Source organism: Pseudomonas sp. KCJK9111, assembly GCF_046231935.1.
Lineage (GTDB): Bacteria > Pseudomonadota > Gammaproteobacteria > Pseudomonadales > Pseudomonadaceae > Aquipseudomonas > Aquipseudomonas parafulva_B.
In genome coordinates this window covers 40,134-57,979 of the sequence record NZ_JBJJMO010000020.1, presented here as the reverse complement: position 1 = coordinate 57,979, position 17,846 = coordinate 40,134, and the positions used below count along the sequence as shown (strand labels likewise).

At 62.3% G+C, this 17,846-nt stretch carries 15 protein-coding genes; 2 read left to right on the top strand and 13 right to left on the bottom strand.

Going from position 1 to position 17,846, the window contains the following annotated elements; genetic code table 11:
• Window positions 1–208: 208 nt before the first annotated feature.
• Window positions 209–1,444, bottom strand: coding sequence for an aspartate kinase (locus ACK59L_RS09825; protein WP_023533761.1), 1,236 nt, complete (start codon window positions 1,442–1,444; stop codon window positions 209–211).
• 118 nt (window positions 1,445–1,562) lie between these two features.
• Window positions 1,563–4,187, bottom strand: a complete 2,625-nt coding sequence (gene alaS / locus ACK59L_RS09820; RefSeq protein WP_409273273.1) for an alanine--tRNA ligase — start codon at window positions 4,185–4,187, stop codon at window positions 1,563–1,565.
• A gap of 342 nt (window positions 4,188–4,529) precedes the next feature.
• Here alaS and ACK59L_RS09815 point away from each other — a divergent pair, with 342 nt between their 5' ends.
• Both ACK59L_RS09815 and ACK59L_RS09810 read left to right on the top strand, forming a co-directional pair.
• Window positions 4,530–5,717 (top strand): M91 family zinc metallopeptidase, encoded by a 1,188-nt coding sequence (locus tag ACK59L_RS09815; RefSeq protein ID WP_409273271.1) that lies wholly within the window; start codon window positions 4,530–4,532, stop codon window positions 5,715–5,717.
• 130 nt (window positions 5,718–5,847) lie between these two features.
• The gene (locus ACK59L_RS09810; RefSeq protein ID WP_196136220.1) at window positions 5,848–6,681 is read left to right on the top strand and encodes a hypothetical protein; all 834 of its coding nucleotides are present in this window, start codon (window positions 5,848–5,850) and stop codon (window positions 6,679–6,681) included.
• A gap of 3 nt (window positions 6,682–6,684) precedes the next feature.
• On the opposite strand, the gene astE is transcribed toward ACK59L_RS09810, so the two are convergent.
• From astE to ACK59L_RS09755, 11 genes are all read right to left on the bottom strand, one after another.
• Complete coding sequence (gene astE, locus ACK59L_RS09805) at window positions 6,685–7,692, bottom strand: succinylglutamate desuccinylase (protein ID WP_409273268.1); 1,008 nt, start codon at window positions 7,690–7,692, stop codon at window positions 6,685–6,687.
• 11 nt (window positions 7,693–7,703) lie between these two features.
• Window positions 7,704–7,994, bottom strand: coding sequence for a type IIA topoisomerase (DNA gyrase/topo II, topoisomerase IV), A subunit (locus ACK59L_RS09800; RefSeq protein ID WP_023533754.1), 291 nt, complete (start codon window positions 7,992–7,994; stop codon window positions 7,704–7,706).
• 13 nt (window positions 7,995–8,007) lie between these two features.
• Window positions 8,008–9,357: an N-succinylarginine dihydrolase gene (astB, locus tag ACK59L_RS09795; protein WP_409273266.1), complete on the bottom strand. Its 1,350-nt coding sequence runs from the start codon at window positions 9,355–9,357 to the stop codon at window positions 8,008–8,010.
• Window positions 9,358–9,377: 20 nt separating this feature from the next.
• On the bottom strand, window positions 9,378–10,841 hold the full coding sequence (astD, locus tag ACK59L_RS09790) for a succinylglutamate-semialdehyde dehydrogenase (RefSeq protein ID WP_409273264.1): 1,464 nt from the start codon (window positions 10,839–10,841) through the stop codon (window positions 9,378–9,380).
• The gene (gene astA / locus ACK59L_RS09785) at window positions 10,842–11,870 is read right to left on the bottom strand and encodes an arginine N-succinyltransferase (RefSeq protein WP_023533743.1); all 1,029 of its coding nucleotides are present in this window, start codon (window positions 11,868–11,870) and stop codon (window positions 10,842–10,844) included.
• Between the two features lie 69 nt (window positions 11,871–11,939).
• Window positions 11,940–12,959, bottom strand: coding sequence for an arginine/ornithine succinyltransferase subunit alpha (aruF, locus tag ACK59L_RS09780; protein ID WP_196136223.1), 1,020 nt, complete (start codon window positions 12,957–12,959; stop codon window positions 11,940–11,942).
• A 129-nt stretch (window positions 12,960–13,088) separates the two neighbouring features.
• Complete coding sequence (locus tag ACK59L_RS09775; protein WP_196136224.1) at window positions 13,089–14,309, bottom strand: aspartate aminotransferase family protein; 1,221 nt, start codon at window positions 14,307–14,309, stop codon at window positions 13,089–13,091.
• Between the two features lie 238 nt (window positions 14,310–14,547).
• Window positions 14,548–15,528: a transcriptional regulator ArgR gene (gene argR, locus ACK59L_RS09770; RefSeq protein ID WP_058637610.1), complete on the bottom strand. Its 981-nt coding sequence runs from the start codon at window positions 15,526–15,528 to the stop codon at window positions 14,548–14,550.
• A 98-nt stretch (window positions 15,529–15,626) separates the two neighbouring features.
• Window positions 15,627–16,391, bottom strand: a complete 765-nt coding sequence (locus ACK59L_RS09765) for an ABC transporter ATP-binding protein (protein ID WP_027915914.1) — start codon at window positions 16,389–16,391, stop codon at window positions 15,627–15,629.
• A 22-nt stretch (window positions 16,392–16,413) separates the two neighbouring features.
• The gene (locus ACK59L_RS09760; protein WP_023533799.1) at window positions 16,414–17,112 is read right to left on the bottom strand and encodes an ABC transporter permease; all 699 of its coding nucleotides are present in this window, start codon (window positions 17,110–17,112) and stop codon (window positions 16,414–16,416) included.
• Complete coding sequence (locus tag ACK59L_RS09755) at window positions 17,109–17,798, bottom strand: ABC transporter permease (protein WP_023533806.1); 690 nt, start codon at window positions 17,796–17,798, stop codon at window positions 17,109–17,111. The genes ACK59L_RS09760 and ACK59L_RS09755 overlap by 4 nt, the downstream gene beginning before the upstream one ends.
• Window positions 17,799–17,846 lie beyond the last annotated feature (48 nt).

The following is a 17,846-nucleotide window of genomic DNA, read 5'->3' as shown; positions in this document are numbered from 1 at the left end:
AATGATCAGGCTCTCCGCACAGCGACGAGTCAGAATCAACATAGCTTTCTCCTTACGCAAAACATTCAGGGGTAACAGTCTTTTGGGTTTCAGCCCGGTCGTGGACATCGACACAGGCTGCTGTGCTTCATACGCGGACCTGGACGGGGCCTGCGCAACGAGCAGAAACGCGAAGGGCGCGGCAAGCCGCGCCCTTCCAGGCAAGGCCTTACTCGCTCTGTCGAGCCGGGGCGTCAAGCTCGAAGGCGGTGTGCAGGGCGCGCACCGCCAGTTCCAGGTACTTCTCCTCGATCACCACCGACACCTTGATCTCGGAGGTGGAGATCATCTGGATGTTGATGCTCTCCTTGGCCAGCGCTTCGAACATGCGGCTTGCAACGCCCGCGTGCGAACGCATGCCGACGCCGACGATGGAAACCTTGGCGATCTTGGTATCACCGATCACTTCACGGGCACCGATTTCGCGCGCGGTATTCTGCAGCACGCTCTGAGCCTTCTCGTACTCATTGTGCTGTACGGTGAAGGTGAAATCGGTGGTGTTATCGTGGGCCACGTTCTGCACGATCATGTCCACTTCGATGTTCGATGCACTGATCGGGCCGAGAATCTTGAACGCCACGCCCGGATTGTCCGGTACGCCGCGGATGGTCAGCTTGGCTTCATCACGGTTGAAGGCGATACCGGAAATGATCGGCTGTTCCATGGATTCCTCTTCATCGATGGTAATGAGGGTACCCGGACCCTCCTTGAAGCTGTGCAGCACGCGCAGCGGGACGTTGTACTTGCCGGCGAATTCCACCGAGCGAATCTGCAGCACCTTGGAACCGAGGCTGGCCATTTCCAGCATCTCTTCGAAGGTGATCTTCTCCAGGCGTCGTGCCAGCGGCACTACGCGAGGGTCGGTGGTGTAGACGCCATCGACATCGGTGTAGATCTGGCATTCCTGCGCCTTGAGCGCAGCGGCCAGGGCGACACCTGTGGTGTCGGAACCACCCCGGCCGAGTGTGGTGATGTTGCCGTGCTCATCCACACCCTGGAAGCCCGCCACCACGACCACACGCCCGGCCTTGAGATCAGCGCGGATTTTCTGGTCGTCGATCTGCAGGATGCGCGCCTTGTTATGGGCACTGTCGGTAAGGATGCGTACCTGATTGCCGGTGTACGACACGGCAGGCACACCGCGCTTGGTCAATGCCATGGCCAACAGCGCGATGGTGACTTGCTCGCCCGTGGACACGATCACATCCAGCTCGCGCGGAACCGGATGCTCGCTGATCTGCTTGGCCAGGTCGATCAGTCTGTTGGTTTCGCCGCTCATGGCAGAGAGCACGACCACCAGGTCGTCGCCTGCCTCACGGTGCTTCTTGACCTTGTCGGCTACCTGCTCGATCCGCTCGATGGAACCGACAGAGGTGCCGCCAAATTTCTGTACGATCAACGCCATTTCAATGGTGCCTCAGCCCATACAGGGCCCCAAAAAACAATCCAACCTGAAGGACAGGACGACTCACCCCAGCGGGGCCAGGAGCGCAGTTCGCGCTCAAGCCGCCCTGCCCTTCATCTCAAAGTCCCTGCTCTGCGAACGGCACGGCCAGCGCCAGGGCCTGGTCCAGGGCCGCGACGTCGACGCCGCCACCCTGTGCCATGTCCGGACGCCCGCCGCCCTTGCCACCCACTGCCGCAGCGGCTTGCTTCATCAGATCGCCAGCCTTGAGTTGGCTGGAGAGGTCTTTGGTCACGCCGGCCACCAGCACGACCTTGCCCTCATGCTCGCTGCCCAGCAGGATCACTGCATGGCCGAGCTTGTTCTTAAGCTGATCGACCAGGGCGAGCAAGGCCTTGCCATCCTGCCCGTCTACACGGGCGGCGAGCACCTTGGCACCCTTGACCGCCACAGCCGCGTTGGAGAGATCATCCCCGGCGGCGCTGGCGGCCTTGGCCTGCAGCTGCTCGAGCTGCTTTTCCAGCTGGCGGTTGCGCTCAAGCACAGCCGACAGCTTGTCGATCAGGTTGTCGCGGTTACCCTTCACCAGTTGCGCCGCTTCCTTGACCTGCTCCTCGGCAGCGTTCAAGTAAGCCAGCGCAGCAGCACCGGTCACGGCCTCGATACGACGCACGCCCGACGCCACGCCGCCTTCGCTGATGATCTTGAAGACACTGATGTCGCCTGTGCGCTTGGCATGAATGCCACCGCACAGCTCTACCGAAAAGTCGCCGCCCATGGTCAGCACGCGCACCGTATCGCCATACTTCTCGCCGAACAGGGCCATGGCACCCTTGGCTTTGGCCGTCTCGATGTCGGTCAGCTCGGTTTGCACAGGCGTGTTGCGGCGTACTTCGCGGTTGACGATGTCTTCCAGCGCCTTGATCTGCTCAGGCTTCACCGCTTCGAAGTGGCTGAAGTCAAAGCGCAGGCGCTGGCTGTCCACCAGCGAGCCTTTCTGCTGCACATGCTCGCCCAGCACCTGGCGCAAGGCTTCATGCAACAGGTGGGTAGCCGAGTGGTTCAGGGCGGTGGCGTGCTGCACATCCGCGTCGACCATGGTTTGCACCGGAGAGCCTACGACCAGCGCACCGGTGGCGACCACGCCGTGATGCAAGAAGGCGCCACCGGTCTTGGTGGTGTCGCGCACGTCGAAGCGCGCCGAGCCTGCCTGGATGTAACCGGAGTCGCCCACCTGGCCACCGGACTCGGCGTAGAAAGGCGTGCGATCTAGCACGATCACGCCTTCCTGGCCCTCGCCCAGTTGGTCAACCGACTGGCCATCGTGATACAGCGCAATGATCCTGGCCGAGGCTTCGGTGGCCTCGTAGCCCAGGAACTCGGTCGCACTGTCGACCTTGACCAGGCTGTTGTAGTCCATGCCAAACGCGCTGGCAGAGCGTGCACGCTCGCGCTGGGCCTCCATTTCACGTTCGAAACCGGCCTCGTCGATGGTGAGCTCGCGCTCACGGGCGATATCGGCAGTCAGGTCCATCGGGAAGCCGTAGGTGTCGTAAAGCTTGAACACCACATCGCCCGGCACCGCGTCGCCCTGCAACTGGGCCAGGTCCTGCTCGAGAATGCGCAGGCCCTGCTCAAGGGTCTTGGCGAACTGTTCTTCTTCGGCTTTAAGCACACGCTCGATATGCGCCTGTTGGCTGCCCAGCTCCGGGAACGCTTCACCCATTTCGGCAACCAGCGCGGCGACGATCTGGTAGAAGAAGCTGCCCTTGGCGCCCAGCTTGTTGCCGTGACGGCAAGCACGACGAATGATGCGGCGCAGCACATAGCCACGGCCTTCGTTCGAAGGCAGCACGCCGTCGGCAATCAGGAAGCCGCAGGAACGGATGTGGTCGGCCACCACTTTCAGTGAGGCCTGCCCCTCGTTGCTGCAACCGATGGCCGTGGCAGCCGCTGACAGCAGGTTCTGGAACAGGTCGATCTCGTAGTTCGAATGCACGTGCTGCAGCACGGCGCTGATGCGCTCCAGGCCCATGCCGGTATCGACCGACGGCGCCGGCAGCGGGTGCAGCACGCCGTCGGCTGTACGGTTGAACTGCATGAACACGTTGTTCCAGATCTCGATGTAACGGTCGCCGTCTTCTTCAGGCGAGCCGGGCGGGCCGCCCCAGATGTCTGCACCGTGGTCATAGAAGATTTCGGTGCACGGACCGCATGGACCGGTGTCGCCCATGGTCCAGAAGTTGTCCGACGCATAGGGCGCGCCCTTGTTGTCGCCGATGCGGACCATGCGCTCGGCGGGCACACCCACTTCCTTGGTCCAGATGTCGTAGGCTTCGTCGTCGGTGGCATAGACCGTGACCCAGAGCTTGTCCTTGGGCAGGTTCAGCCACTTCTCCGACGTGAGGAAAGTCCAGGCGAAGGTGATGGCGTCGCGCTTGAAGTAATCACCAAAGCTGAAGTTGCCCAGCATTTCGAAGAAGGTATGGTGACGTGCGGTGTAACCGACGTTTTCCAGGTCGTTGTGCTTGCCACCGGCGCGCACGCACTTCTGGCTGCTGACAGCACGGGTATAGGCGCGCTTCTCCGCTCCGAGGAAACAGTCCTTGAACTGGTTCATGCCGGCATTGGTGAACAACAGGGTCGGGTCGTTGTTCGGAATCAGCGAACTGGACGCGACTCGGGTATGCCCCTGTTCTTCGAAGAAGCGAAGGAAGGCTTCACGGATTTCTGCGCTTTTCATAGGATCTTCCACGGAAACGGCGGCCCATCAGGGCAAAGCGTCGACGAAACGACGGCAAAGGGCCGCATTATATCGGGCCTGCAGGCTTGGTGCAGTGAGTTTGTGCTATTGAAATGGCCGAATCGGCTATTGGCAGCGTCAAACGCATCAATCATTCATCACGCCTGATGCTAAATCCCTGGCTTCCTGGCTGGCAACTCCTGAAACCGCTGTCTGCCAACGGTAGACCCAACATGCGCCCTGAACACCGAGGGTCATCAAGCAAATGCGGTAGCCGGTTACCGCTGAGCCGCCCTGGCCGGGGCTTAAGGTGCTTTCCTCGAAACCAGAAGGATACCGCCAATGCCTCAAGCCAATCTTGTCGTATATACCCCCGCCGGCCTGGTGGAGCAGCATGTGCTGCCCTATCAGGACCAGGCGTTCATCATCGCGCGTGAAGATCGAATCGTGCGGGTGCAGGCGCTGCGACCCAGTGTCACGCTGGCTGTCGAAGCGCATGCCAGCGGCGTGATGCTGCGCAGCAGCGGCTTGCGCTACGAACTGGCGCTGATGGGCGACGACATCCTTCACGTTCGCACAGGCTCAGGTGATGACCGTGTACACGTGGCCACCGCGGTCGCCAACCAGGTAGTGGTGGAAACCGGCGATGGCGACGACATCATTCAATTGGAAGGTGTGGCCACGGCTGCCAGCACCGCCGTCGGGCGAGTGGTGGTCGATGCAGGCCCAGGCAACGACCTGATCGAAACTACGCGCCTGCAGCAAGTGGAGATCGATGCCGGTGCCGGCAACGACACCGTGCACAGCGGCGCAGCCCATGCCTTCATCTACGCAGGCGAAGGCGAAGATACCGTCAAGGTTGTCGAAGGCAGGGCCGTGATCGAGGCACTCGACGGCCATAACCGCCTCACGACCGGCATGCTGGACGACCGCTTGTACGGTGACGCACGCGCTATCACGCCTGAAGGCGGCTTCACAGCGCCTGTGCTTCATGACCTTGCCCAGACGACTCTGCCCGCCGATTACCTCAAGACGTTTCTGGTGCAGGGCGAGGCGCACTACATCGAGAAGGTGAACCGTCAACTCAATCTGCTCCGGGCCAGCCCCGCCGCCTCGGTATTGCTTCAAGACCTGGTGGCCAAGGATGCGCGGGTGGTCATCTCGAGCATAGACGCCCTGGACAACGCCTATGCCGACTTCGACCCTGGCCAGGGTGACCCAACGATTCGCAACGGCAAACGCGGTGCGCGCGCACTCAATTGCCGCATCGGCTACAACCCACTGGCTCAACGCCCTGACACGCCTTCACTGGTCATGCTCTATCACGAGCTCTGTCATGTCTGGAATTTCGTCACCGGCAGCGTCACTGACGAGCCGGAACGGCAGGCCGTTGGTTTGGAGGCGGGGCCACAAGGCTTCGACTACGATGACGATCCGGCCACACCGCCAGACACCAGCAACCCCTTCCCCTTCAATGAGAATGCGCTGCGTTTCGAGCTTGGCTTGCCAGCCCGGCTGACCTATCCGTAGGCAGGATTGGACACAGACTCCGGTGGATCACCGGCCCATTCAATACAGCTTCGGCTGAGCCTAAATAACTACCGCACCCAGCAAAGCCGGCAGGCTTAGCCTGAATGCTCTTGAACAGGAGATCATGCCCATGACTGCAGTAACCCAAACCTTCAATATCGACGGCGGCGACAAAAGCGAGCGTTTGAGCTTCGGGGAAATGGACGAAGCGTTAGCCTACGATGCTACAGACGGCGAAGAACGTCTCGGGTCTCGTGTCTATTTTGGTTACGAGCTGTACAAACTCTATTCGGCTAACAAGTTCAACATCCAACGAAGGCTGATCGAGGCTTTCGACGACGATGTGAAGGTTGGCACTCTCGATGAAATCCAGGTCTGGCTCAATACTGCGAACGTTAGCCTGAGCCAGGAGTGCGGCCTGGATCTGGAAGTGAACGGGGTGTCGCTGAGACTGAACAGGTCCACACCCGATCAGCGTGTGCACTTGCTGTTCAGCGGCGAGGACATTCCAGCAGGGTTGACCGATAACGCCGATGGCACACTGCGCGTGGATGCCAATGCTAGCGATGATGCGCGTTTCGAAACCACTGCCATCGACCACCTCTTCATCTACGGCACTCCGCAGTTCCAGAACCGGGTGTATGAGCAGCTCGCATTGCTGTCGGGCTACCCAGATTTGAAAAAGGCATTGGACGCTGCCCGTCAAGGCTACGCCAACGTACCCGACATCGTGCTCATGCAATGCCATGCAGGCCCGGCGCAACAGGGACCAGGCTTTGACCTGAGCCGCGTCATCCCAGCCAAATACGCCGATTTGCTACCCGGTGAATACACCGCTGTACTGTACGACCCTTACCAAGCCAAGGGCTTGGACGGCCTGACTGCACTTGCCAGGCTGCTGCAGGACGCATACGAAGCCTTGGCTCCGGGCGTACTGCTACCGGCTCCGGGTACCGACATCTAAGGTTCAGGCCAGATTTTCACCGTCATCAGGCACCACGATGATTCCCGCCCTGAGGCCATTACGCACCTTGGGGTTGGGGAAGATGATCCGCGCGCCCTCTTCTTCGATTACCCAGCGCACGCCGGCTAGGTCATCGGCCAGCAGGTAGCCTTTGTCCAGCGGGGAGAAATTCTGGATGTCTGCTGGCAGGTGCAAGCGGAAACCGTCGCTGTGCTTGATGACCTCACGCGCCACGCGAAACAACTGCAACCCCTCAAACGACCCGTCGTCATCGGGCTCGGTGGCCTGAAGGATGTGCACTAGCCGTGCTTCGAGCTTGTCCAGATTCACCGCGTCGTTCTGGCCAAAAGGGCGGGCCTTGCCGAGCTCAAGCGTAAAGGCCTCGGCATCGAGCTGCTCGTAGGTAAAGGCACTGAACGTGATCGAAGGCTTGCACTGCAACAGCACCGCCTCCATGCCCGCCGCAGCCAGGCGGGCCAGTTCACGCCGGGAATGTGTGCGCCCTTGCTTGAAGGGATACAGCGCGAACTGCTCGATCCTGGAGCCTCGAATGGCCGTGTGCAGGTCGTAGTGCAAGCGACTACGCCCAGGCTTGCTGAAAAAGACCCGCGCGAACTGTTCGAGCTCGGCAGCGCGCAACGCCTCCGGCCCGCTGGATTGCTCGTGGCGGCCATTGAACAGGCGGTTGATGTCCTGTTCGACGAACCGCTCACCTTTGACGATGGCCGCCGGGTTGCCGAACAGGAACAGCACCCGCGCTCGAGGCACGATGTCTCCACGTGCAACACCATGCAGCAGACGTTCGAGCAACTCGATCGGGGCGGTCTCGTTGCCGTGAATACCTGCAGACAGCAACAGGTCCAGGCCGCAGTCGTCAGCGGCGCCGGGGCTCACTTCCAGGGCTCCCTGCCCCAGCCAGCGAAGGCGCACGCCCCTGGGCGTCACTTGGGTCTTCTCGGCCGGTTCATGGCCGGTGAGGGTCAGCTCAAGCAATTTGCCAAGGGCGAGCATGGCGGGCGTCCTCAGTGATGGTGGCCGCAGTCCGGACCGTGAACGTGGTCGTCGTCTTCGCCGACGTCGGCCGGCTCCATTTCCAGTTGCAGGCTGACCAGGTTGGTCGCCAGGGGGCGCAGCAGCAGGTTGGCATATTCGGCGTCGCCCTCCTCCACATCCACCCCGATCAGCAGTTGGCCGCGGCCGTCCTGCTGGATCCATACTTCCTTGCCTTGCCACATCACGGCAAAGCGCGTGCACGAAGTTTCCAGCTGAGTGCCGTCTTCATCTTCCAGGATCAGGCGCAGGGCGTCGGTCATTGCAATTCTCTCTTCAAGGTTGGCGTTGGAACGGGTATACCGAGCCCAACTTCAGTATCTGGGTCAATTCGTCCAGTGCCGTACGGCACTCCTGCAGCAACAGAGGATCGGCCAGGTCAGCGTCGACCAGACGGTCACGGTAGTGCCGATCGACCCACTGCAGCAGTGTCTCGTACAACGGGGCGCTCATGATAACGCCTTGGTTCACCGCCGCCAGTTCCGTTTCGTTCAGGGCCACACGCAGGCGCAGGCAAGCCGGCCCGCCACCGTTTTGCATGCTCTGCTTGAGGTCGAACACCTGCACCTCCCGCACCGCTGTGCCCAGGCTGGTAAGCTGCTGCAGATACGCCCAGACCCGCTCGTTGTTGCGGCACTCTTCCGGCACCACCAGCAGCATTGAACCATCGTCGCGGCTGAGCAGCTGGCTGTTGAACAGGTAGGAGCGCACGGCATCCTCTACCGATACGGTGGCACGCGGCACGCAAATGGCCTGCAACTCACCGCCTTTGGCCGCCAGCTTGGCACGAAGCTCGGTGAGCACGGCCTCGGTATCGAGAAACGCATCCTCATGGTAGAACAGCACCTCCCCATTGCCGACCGCGATCACATCGTTGTGAAACACACCCTGGTCGATCACCGCGGGGTTTTGCTGAGCATAGACCACCGCGTCGGCGCTGAGCCCGTGCAGGCGGGCCACGGCCTGGGACGCTTCGAGGGTTTGCCGGGCCGGGTATTTCTGAGGTGCCGGGTAGCGGCTGTCGAAAGCACTGCGGCCATAGACGAAGAATTCGACCCCAGCCTGCCCATAATCGCGGCAGAACCGCGTATGGTTCGCGGCGCCCTCATCGCCGAATTGGGCGACGCTCGGCAAGGCGCGATGGTGACTGAAATGGGCCTCGTCCCCGAACATGGCTGCCAGCACGCGACTGGTAGTGGGGTGTTCGATACTGCGGTGGTATTTGCAGTTGAGGTTGGCAGCAGTGAAGTGCACCCGCCCATCGGCCGTATCGGCGCTGGGGCTGACCGTCGCGGCGTTGGCCACCCACATGCTCGAAGCCGAGCAACTGGCAACCAGCAGCGGCATGGCCTCCCGTGCGGCGCGCTGGATCACCTGGGCATCGGTGCCGGCGAAGCCAAGCTGGCGCAGCGCGGCCACATCGGGGCGCTCCTGGGGCGCCAGTACCCCCTGCTTGAAGCCAAGGTCGGCCAGCGCCTTCATTTTAGCCAGCCCCTGGCGCGCCGCTTCGCGCGGGTTGGACCCTTGGTGGCTGTTGCTCTGGGAGGCCACGTTGCCGTAGGACAAGCCACCGTAGTTGTGGGTAGGCCCTACCAGGCCGTCAAAATTCACTTCGTATGCTTTCATCGGCAAGGCTCCGACCATCTTTATAGTGTGACGCCCGGCGCCAGGGTGGCCGGCAAGGTCAAGCTGGTGGCCTCCAGCGACGCGACGGGGTAGGCGCAGTAGTCGGCTGCGTAGTAGGCGCTTGCCCGGTGATTGCCACTGGCGCCCACCCCACCGAACGGTGCGCTGCTGGCTGCACCGGTGAGCTGCCGGTTCCAGTTGACGATGCCTGCGCGGCTGTGTAGCCAGAAATGCTCATAGCGGGCCTGGGAATCGCTGAGCAACCCGGCAGCCAGGCCATAACGGGTGTTGTTGGCTTCGGCGATGGCCGCCTCGAAATCGGGGTAGCGCAGCACCTGCAGCAGCGGCCCGAAAAACTCCTCATCCTTGCGCAGCGTCACGCCCGTGACATCGACGATACCCGGGGTCAGCAAGGCGGCATCATGCTGCGGCTGCGTCATCTCCAGCAGGCTGACGCCGCCCCCGGCGATCAGCTCAGCCTGGGCGGTCAGCAGCGCCTGCGCCGCCTGCAGGGAAATCACCGACCCCATGAACGGGGCCGGTTGCTGATCGAAAGCACCCACGGCCAGGGTACGGCTCACCTGGACCAGCCGCTCCAGCAACTGATCGCCCCATGGGCCCTGCGGCACCAGCAGACGGCGCGCGCAGGTGCAGCGCTGGCCCGCCGAAATGAAGGCCGACTGAACGATGGTATAGACCGCCGCGTCAAGGTCCTGGACTTCGTCCACGACCAGCGCGTTGTTCCCGCCCATCTCCAAGGCCAGAATCTTGTCGGGGCGGCCGGCGAACTGCTGGTGCAGAAGGTGACCGGTACCACTGGAGCCAGTGAAGAACAACCCATCGATACCGGGGTCGGCGGCCAAGGCCACGCCCGTTTCACGGCCACCTTGCACTAGGTTCAACACCCCGGCGGGCAGGCCCGCGGCAATCCAGCAATTGACGGTTAGCTCGGCCACCTTGGGCGTCAGCTCACTGGGTTTGAACACCACGCAGTTTCCAGCCAGCAGCGCCGGGACGATATGCCCGTTCGGCAAATGACCGGGAAAGTTGTAAGGCCCGAATACCGCCACCACGCCGTGGGGCTTGTGGCGCAGCACCGCAGTGGCGTCAGCCAGAGGGCCGCTCTTCTCACCGGTGCGCTCACGGTAGCTCTGCACCGAGATTGCCACCTTGTTGATCATGCTGGTGACTTCGGTAGCCGATTCCCACAAGGGCTTGCCGGTTTCCTCGCCAATGCAATAGGCCAGCGCGTCGGCATGCTGTTTTAGCTGCGCCGCAAACTGTTCCAGCACCTCGATGCGCGCCTGCAGGCTCATGTGCGCCCAGGCAGGAAAAGCCTGGCGCGCAGCCTCTACGGCAGCCTTTACCTGGCCTGCATCAGCCCCCTGCCCTTGCCAGACGGTCGCCTGACTCACCGGGTTGAGCGATGCCAAGTGCTCGCCGCGCCCTGCTACCCAGTTACCGCCGATGTAATGCGTGGTCATTTACTGGCCCTCCCGGGCGGCCGACAGGGGCACGGCCCGCACGTTGTCGCCTGCACCCATGCGCAGGCGCTTGGCCGTCAGCGGGTCGACCACCAGCGTACCCGCCGCCAGCCGAGCCGGGGCGGCCGTGATGCGGCAGTCGTCGCGCTTACGGTTGTGGATGATGAATGGCGTGGCATCCTCACCAGGCGTACCGATGGCCAGTACCAATGTCTGGCTGTCGCGTACTGCGCGGATGCGGGCCGTGTCGCATTCGATGGCAGGCCCTGCGTCGAAAATATCCACGTACCCCTGATAAGTGAAGCCTTCCTGCTTGAGCATGGCCAATGCCGGCTCAGTGTCGGCATGCACCCGGCCGATCACGCTGCGCGCCGCTTCGGACAGGAAGCAGGTGTAAAGCGGGAACCTGGGCATCAGCTCGGCGATGAACGACTTGTTGCCCACCCCCGTCAGGTAGTCGGCCTGGCTGAATTCCATTTTGAAGAAATGGCGGCCCAGGCTCTCCCAGAACGGCGAGCGCCCCTGGGCATCGGACATGCCCCGCATCTCCGCCATGATCTTCTGGCCGAACAGTTCGGGAAACTCGGCGATGAACAGCATGCGCGCCCGGGACAGCAGCCGACCATTGAGCCCTGAGCGGTAGTCATGACGCAGGAACAGCGAGCACAGCTCGGAATTGCCGGTCAGGTCGTTGGCCAGGAACAGCGTGGGGATCTCGCGGTAGATCTTCAATTCCTGGGACGCACTGACGGTAAGCCCGACGCGGTAGTTGTACCAGGGCTCGCGCAGGCCTACGGCGCCAGCGATGGCACTGATGCCCACGACCAGCCCTTCGTCGTTTTCCAGCACGAAGAGGTAGTCGGTATCACCGCGCTCGGCTTCACCGCGAAAGCTCTTTTCCGCCCACCCGACGCGGTGCTCCAGGCGTTCCTCGTTGGCAGGCAGGGTGGTCAGCCCCGTGGTGCCGGTGCTGCGTGCCAATTCGATCAACGCAGGCAGGTCGCTACTGCGTACAGGACGAACGATCATGCTATCTCCTTGTGCGGCGGCATCAACCGGCGCGAAACTCTGCTAATCCTGCAAGATGGCGGGCGGCGCTCAGGCCGCGACCAGCCGCACACTGGCACCCTCACCCACCCCCAGGGCGTCGGCCACCTCCTGGCTCAGGCTGACGGGCTTGCCAGGTACCCAGTCCAGTTCCACCAGCACGGCACGGTAATCTTGCAGCTGGCCGTTGCAGACCAGGTACGGCCGTGTGCCGCGGGCCGCAACCGGCTCGATCTTCACGGGCGCCACGCGGCTTTGCGCAATCGAACGAATACCCGAGGTACGGGCATGCAGGGTAGGACCGCCATCGAAGATGTCGATGTAGTGCTCGGTTTCGAAGCCTTCGCGCATGAGGATGTCGAAGGTGATCTGTGCCCGCGGATGCACCTGGCCCATGGCTTCCTGCGCAGCGTCAGGCAGCAAGGGCACATAGATGGGGTAATGGGGCATCAGCTCGGCCAGGAACGTGCGGCTCTTGAGGCCGCACAGGCGCTCGGCATCGGCATAGCTCAAGTCGAAGAAGTTGCGCCCGATGGCGTCCCAGAAGGGCGACTCGCCCTGCTCGTCGCTAAAGCCGACGATTTCCGTCACAACCGACTCGGCAAAACGCTCGGGGTGCGATGCCATGAACAACAGGCGACCCCGTGAATTGAGCTCGGCCCACCCACTGCCCACAAGCTCGGGCAGCACGTAGAAACTGGTCAGCAAGCTGTTGCCGGTCAGGTCGTGACACAGCGACAGGACGTGAATCTTGTTGTGGATCTTCAGTTCCCGCGAGGCGTGGACGAAAGTTTCGTTGCGAAAACTGTAGAAAGGCTCGGAATACCCTGCCGAGGCGACTATGGCCGAGCAGCCAGCCAGCTTGCCGGTCTGGCTGTCTTCGAGCACAAAGAAGTAGCGCTCCTCGCCGTTGAAGCTGACCTCGGCGGCGAAGGAGGTTTCGGAGGCGGCGATCTTGTCGCCCAGCCGAGCGCTGTCGTCCGGCAACGAGGTGACACCAATGGGGCTGTCCGCAGCCATTCGCTGCACTTCGTTCAGATCAGCCATTTGCGCCGGGCGCATCACCAGCATGGTGTCACTCCTTGGAAAACGCGCTGCCAATGGCGGCGCGTGAAAAAGGCAGGCGTCAGGCGCCTGCGTTGGAATCCGGGCTCACCGGCCGGTGTTGCAACCGGCGCGGCGCCAACCCTGCGAGCCGGCTCAGCCTTGGGTCAAGGTGACCACGGCACGTTCGAAGCGCTGCAGGCCTTCGTCGATGTCGGCATCCTCGACCACCAGGCTAGGTGCGAAACGCACCACGTCAGGCCCTGCCTGCAACACCATGACGCCTTCCTTCTCAGCGGCGTTGAGCACGTCCTTGGCCTTGCCCTGCCAGGCCTCGGAAAGCACACAACCGATCAGCAGGCCCACGCCGCGCACATGACTGAACAGCCCATTGTCGCGGCCGATCTGCTCCAGACGAGACTTGAAACGCTCATGCTTGGCCTTGATGCCTGCCAGGGTCTGCGGGGTGTTGATCACGTCCAGCACGGCGCAGGCCACCGCGCAGCCCAGCGGGTTGCCGCCGTAGGTCGTACCGTGGGTGCCGACAGCCAGGTGCTTGGCCAAGTCATTGGTGGTGAGCATGGCGCCGATGGGGAAGCCGCCGCCCAGGCTCTTGGCGCTGGTCAGGATGTCGGGCGTCACGCCATAGTGCTGGTACGCGTACAGCGACCCAGTACGACCGACACCGGTCTGCACCTCGTCGAATATCAGCAGGGCATTGTGCTGGTCGCACAAGGCGCGTGCGCCTTCCAGGTAGGCCTTGTCAGCCGGCACCACACCACTTTCGCCCTGGATCGGCTCGATCACCACAGCGCAGGTCTTGTCGGAGATATGCGCTTTCAACGCTTCCAGGTCGTTGTAGGGCACGTGGCTGATACCAGTGATTTTCGGCCCGAAACCATCGGAATACTTTGGCTGGCCGCCCACGCTCACGGTAAACAACGTGCGGCCGTGGAAGCTGTTGAGCGTTGCGATGATCTCGTGCTTTTCAGGGCCGAAGCGGTCGTGGGCTACACGGCGGGCCAACTTGAACGCCGCCTCGTTGGACTCGGCGCCAGAGTTGCAGAAGAACGCTCGATCGGCAAACGTGGCCTCAACCAGTTTGTGAGCCAGGCGCAGGGCCGGCTCGTTGGTGAAGACGTTGGATACATGCCACAGGGTATTGGCCTGATCGGTCAGTGCCTTGACCAAGGCCGGATGGCAGTGGCCCAGGGCATTGACAGCGATGCCACCGGCAAAGTCGATCAATTCACGGCCAGTCTGGTCCCAGACACGGGAGCCCTCGCCTCGCACAGGAATGAAGGCCGCCGGGGAGTAATTGGGGACCATGACCTGATCGAAATCGGCACGTAGCACCGGGGCTTGCTCAACGGACATCTGAGTCTCCTGAAGAGGATCGCTGACCTGGAAGTGGCGAGCGATGGGGGGATTGTAAGGAACGATCAGCGCGTGGCCTTGCGGCCAAGCGACAACTTGTTACAGCGCAAAACCGGCATTCGGGCGGGCTTTCGGCAATGCGACAAACACTGTCGCAATCGCGCAGTGTACGGCAGAGAAGAAGCTGGGTGAACGGGTGTTCACCTCGTTGTGCAGCCCGGGCGTGCCGGCACGTCGACTAACCTTTTTCAGCCGGCGCGGAGCTCAGTTCGAACGGGCTGCTGTTGCGTCGCTGATTGCGGTCTTCACGGGGGGTGGCGCCAAAGAAGTTACGGTAGGCGCTGGAGAAATGCGGGCCGGAGGAGAAGCCGCACGACAGGCCTATCTGGATGATGGACTTGCTGGTCTGCATCAGCATCTGCCGTGCCTTGTTCAAGCGCAGCTCCAGGTAATACTGGCTCGGCACTCGGCTCAGGTACTGCTTGAAGATTCGCTCGAGCTGTCGCCGTGACACGCAGACATGCTGGGCAATTTCATCGGTGGTCAGCGGCTCCTCGATGTTGGCCTCCATCAACAGCACCGCCTGGGTGAGCTTGGGGTGGCTCGAGCCCAGCCGGTTCTGCAGCGGGATGCGCTGGCGCTCACCGCCCTCGCGAATACGCTCGACCACCAGTTCCTCGGACACCGCGCCTGCCAGCTCCGCGCCATGGTCACGGGCCAGCACTGCCAGCAACAGGTCGGTTACCGCCATACCGCCGCAGGCCGTCAGGCGATCACGGTCCCAGTCGAATAGATGACTAGTGGCGATGACCTTGGGGAAGCGCTCGGCAAAATCGTCCTGCCAGCGCCAATGCACGGCTGCGCGGTAGCCGTCGAGCAGGCCAAGCATGGCCAGTGGGTAGACCCCGGCAGACAGCCCGCCAATCATGCAGCCGCTGCGGGCCAATTGCTTGAGCGCCGTCGACAGCGCAGCCCCGATGTTGCCCGGCGCCTCATCGGCCATCAAAAACAGCTTGTGGCACCCTTCCAGGCGCCCGTTCCAAGGTTCGCCGGGCATGCGCCAGCTGCCTTCGACCGGGGCTTCGGCCTGCAGGAACAGGGTTTCGTAAACCACGTCGGGATGGACCCGCTGCGCCACCTGCAGGACTTCTTCGGCCAGCGCCAGGGTCAGTGGCCGGGTGCTGGGCCAGATGAGAAAACCAATTCGCTGGGTGGTCATAGGGTAAGGTCCGAAACCTGAGATCGTTCGATTCGATGCGCCGGGTCAGGCTGCGCGTGACACGCAGCATGCCCTATCGTGGTGCAAAAAAGCAGCTTTTACTTCAGGCTGCCGGACAGGAACTGCTTCAGGCGTTCCGAACGCGGGTTGGCCAGCACCTCACGGGGGCAGCCGGTCTCTTCGACCAGGCCCTTGTGCAGGAACACCAACTGGTTGGACACCTCGCGGGCAAAACCCATTTCGTGGGTCACCACCACCATGGTCCGGCCTTCCTGGGCCAGTGCCTGCATCACCTTGAGCACATCGCCGACCAGTTCAGGGTCCAGGGCCGAGGTCGGTTCGTCGAACAGCATGACCTCTGGTTCAACGGCCAGTGCGCGCGCAATGGCCACACGTTGCTGCTCGCCACCGGACATGTGCCCCGGGAAGGCATCCTTGCGGTGGGCAACCCCGACCTTCTCAAGGTAGTGCTCGGCCTTCTCCAGTGCCTCCTTGCGGCTGACCCCCAGCACATGTACTGGCGCCTCGATGATGTTCTCCAGCGCCGTCATGTGCGACCACAGGTTGAAATGCTGGAACACCATCGCCAGGCGCGAGCGCATGCGTTGCAGCTGGCGCGCATCGGCTGCCTTGAGTGCGCCATCCTTGCCGGGGGTGAGTTTCAGCTCTTCGTTGTTGAGCAGTATCTTGCCTGCATGGGGCTGCTCCAGCAGGTTGATGCAGCGCAGGAAGGTGGACTTGCCCGACCCACTGGAGCCGATGATGCTGATGACATCGCCTGCCTTGGCCGCCAGGGAAACGCCCTTGAGGACCTCATGGCTGCCGTAGCGCTTGTGCAGGTCTTGGACTTGGAGTTTGTACATGCTGTCGATTCTCACAGAGCGGTCAGTGCTTGCGCGGCGCCAGGTAGCCGAGCCAGCGGCGTTCGGCCATCTTGAACAGGCGCACCAGGATGAAGGTCAGGCACAGGTAGAACACGCCCGCCGTGATGTAGGCCTCGAAAGGCAGGTAGTACTGGGCATTGACCGTGCGCGCGGCACCGGTGATGTCGATCAGGGTCACGATCGACGCCAGGCTGGTGGTTTGCAGCATCATGATCACTTCATTGCTGTATTGCGGCAGCGCACGGCGCAGCGCAGACGGCAGCAGGATGCGTCGGTACATCTTCATGCGCGACATGCCCATGGCCTTGGCCGCCTCGATCTCGCCATGGGGCGTGGCTTTGAGGCTGCCGGCAACGATCTCGGCGGTATAGGCGCTGGTGTTGATGGCAAAGGCCAGGCACGCGCAGAAGGTTGCGCTGGACAACAAGGGCCAGAACACGCTGGCCCTGACGGCCTCGAACTGCGCCAGACCGTAGTAGATCAGGAACAGCTGCACCAGCATGGGCGTGCCACGAATGACGTAGGTGTACAGCCAGGCCGGCAGGTTGACCCACGGGCGCTTTGACACGCGCATCAAGCCCAGCGGAATGGCCGCCAGCAAGCCGAAGAACAACGAGACTGCCAGCAGCTTGAGGGTGGTGAGCAGGCCGTCGAAATACATCGGCAACGCTTCCCAGACCACGTTGTAGTCGAAGATCATAGTTCGGTCACCTTGACACCCACCGAGTAGCGGCGCTCCAGATACTTCAGCGCCAGCAACGAGACGCTGGTCAGCACCAGGTACAAGGCCGCCACTGCCAGGAAGAAGGTGAAGGGTTCACGGGTGGCATCGGCCGCCTGCTTGGCCTTGAACATCATGTCCTGCAGGCCGACCACCGAAATCAACGCCGTGGCCTTGGTCAGCACCAGCCAGTTGTTGGTAAAGCCTGGAATCGCCAGGCGAATCATTTGCGGCACCTGGATGCGGAAGAACACCTGCCGGGCATTCATGCCGTAGGCGACACCCGCCTCGGCCTGGCCCTTTGGAATGCCCAGGAATGCACCCCGGAACGTTTCCGAAAGGTAGGCGCCGAAAATGAAGCCCAGCGTACCGATACCTGCCAGCAGTGGGTTCAGGTCGATATAGTCGTCGTAGCCCACCAGCGGCGCCACGCGGTTGATGATGTCCTGCCCGCCATAGAAGATCAGCAGGATCAGTACCAGATCCGGTATGCCGCGAATGACCGTGGAATACAGGTCGCCCAGCCAGGCCAGCCAGCGCACGGGCGACAAGCGCAGCGCCACGCCGATCAGGCCGAGCACGATGGCCAGGGCCATCGACGAAAGGGCAAGCTGTAGCGTCAGCCACGCCCCATCGAGGATGACTGCCCCGTAGCCTTTCAACATGTTGAGGTCCTCGACCTAGAGAATGAAAAATGGTGCAAACCTCAGCGC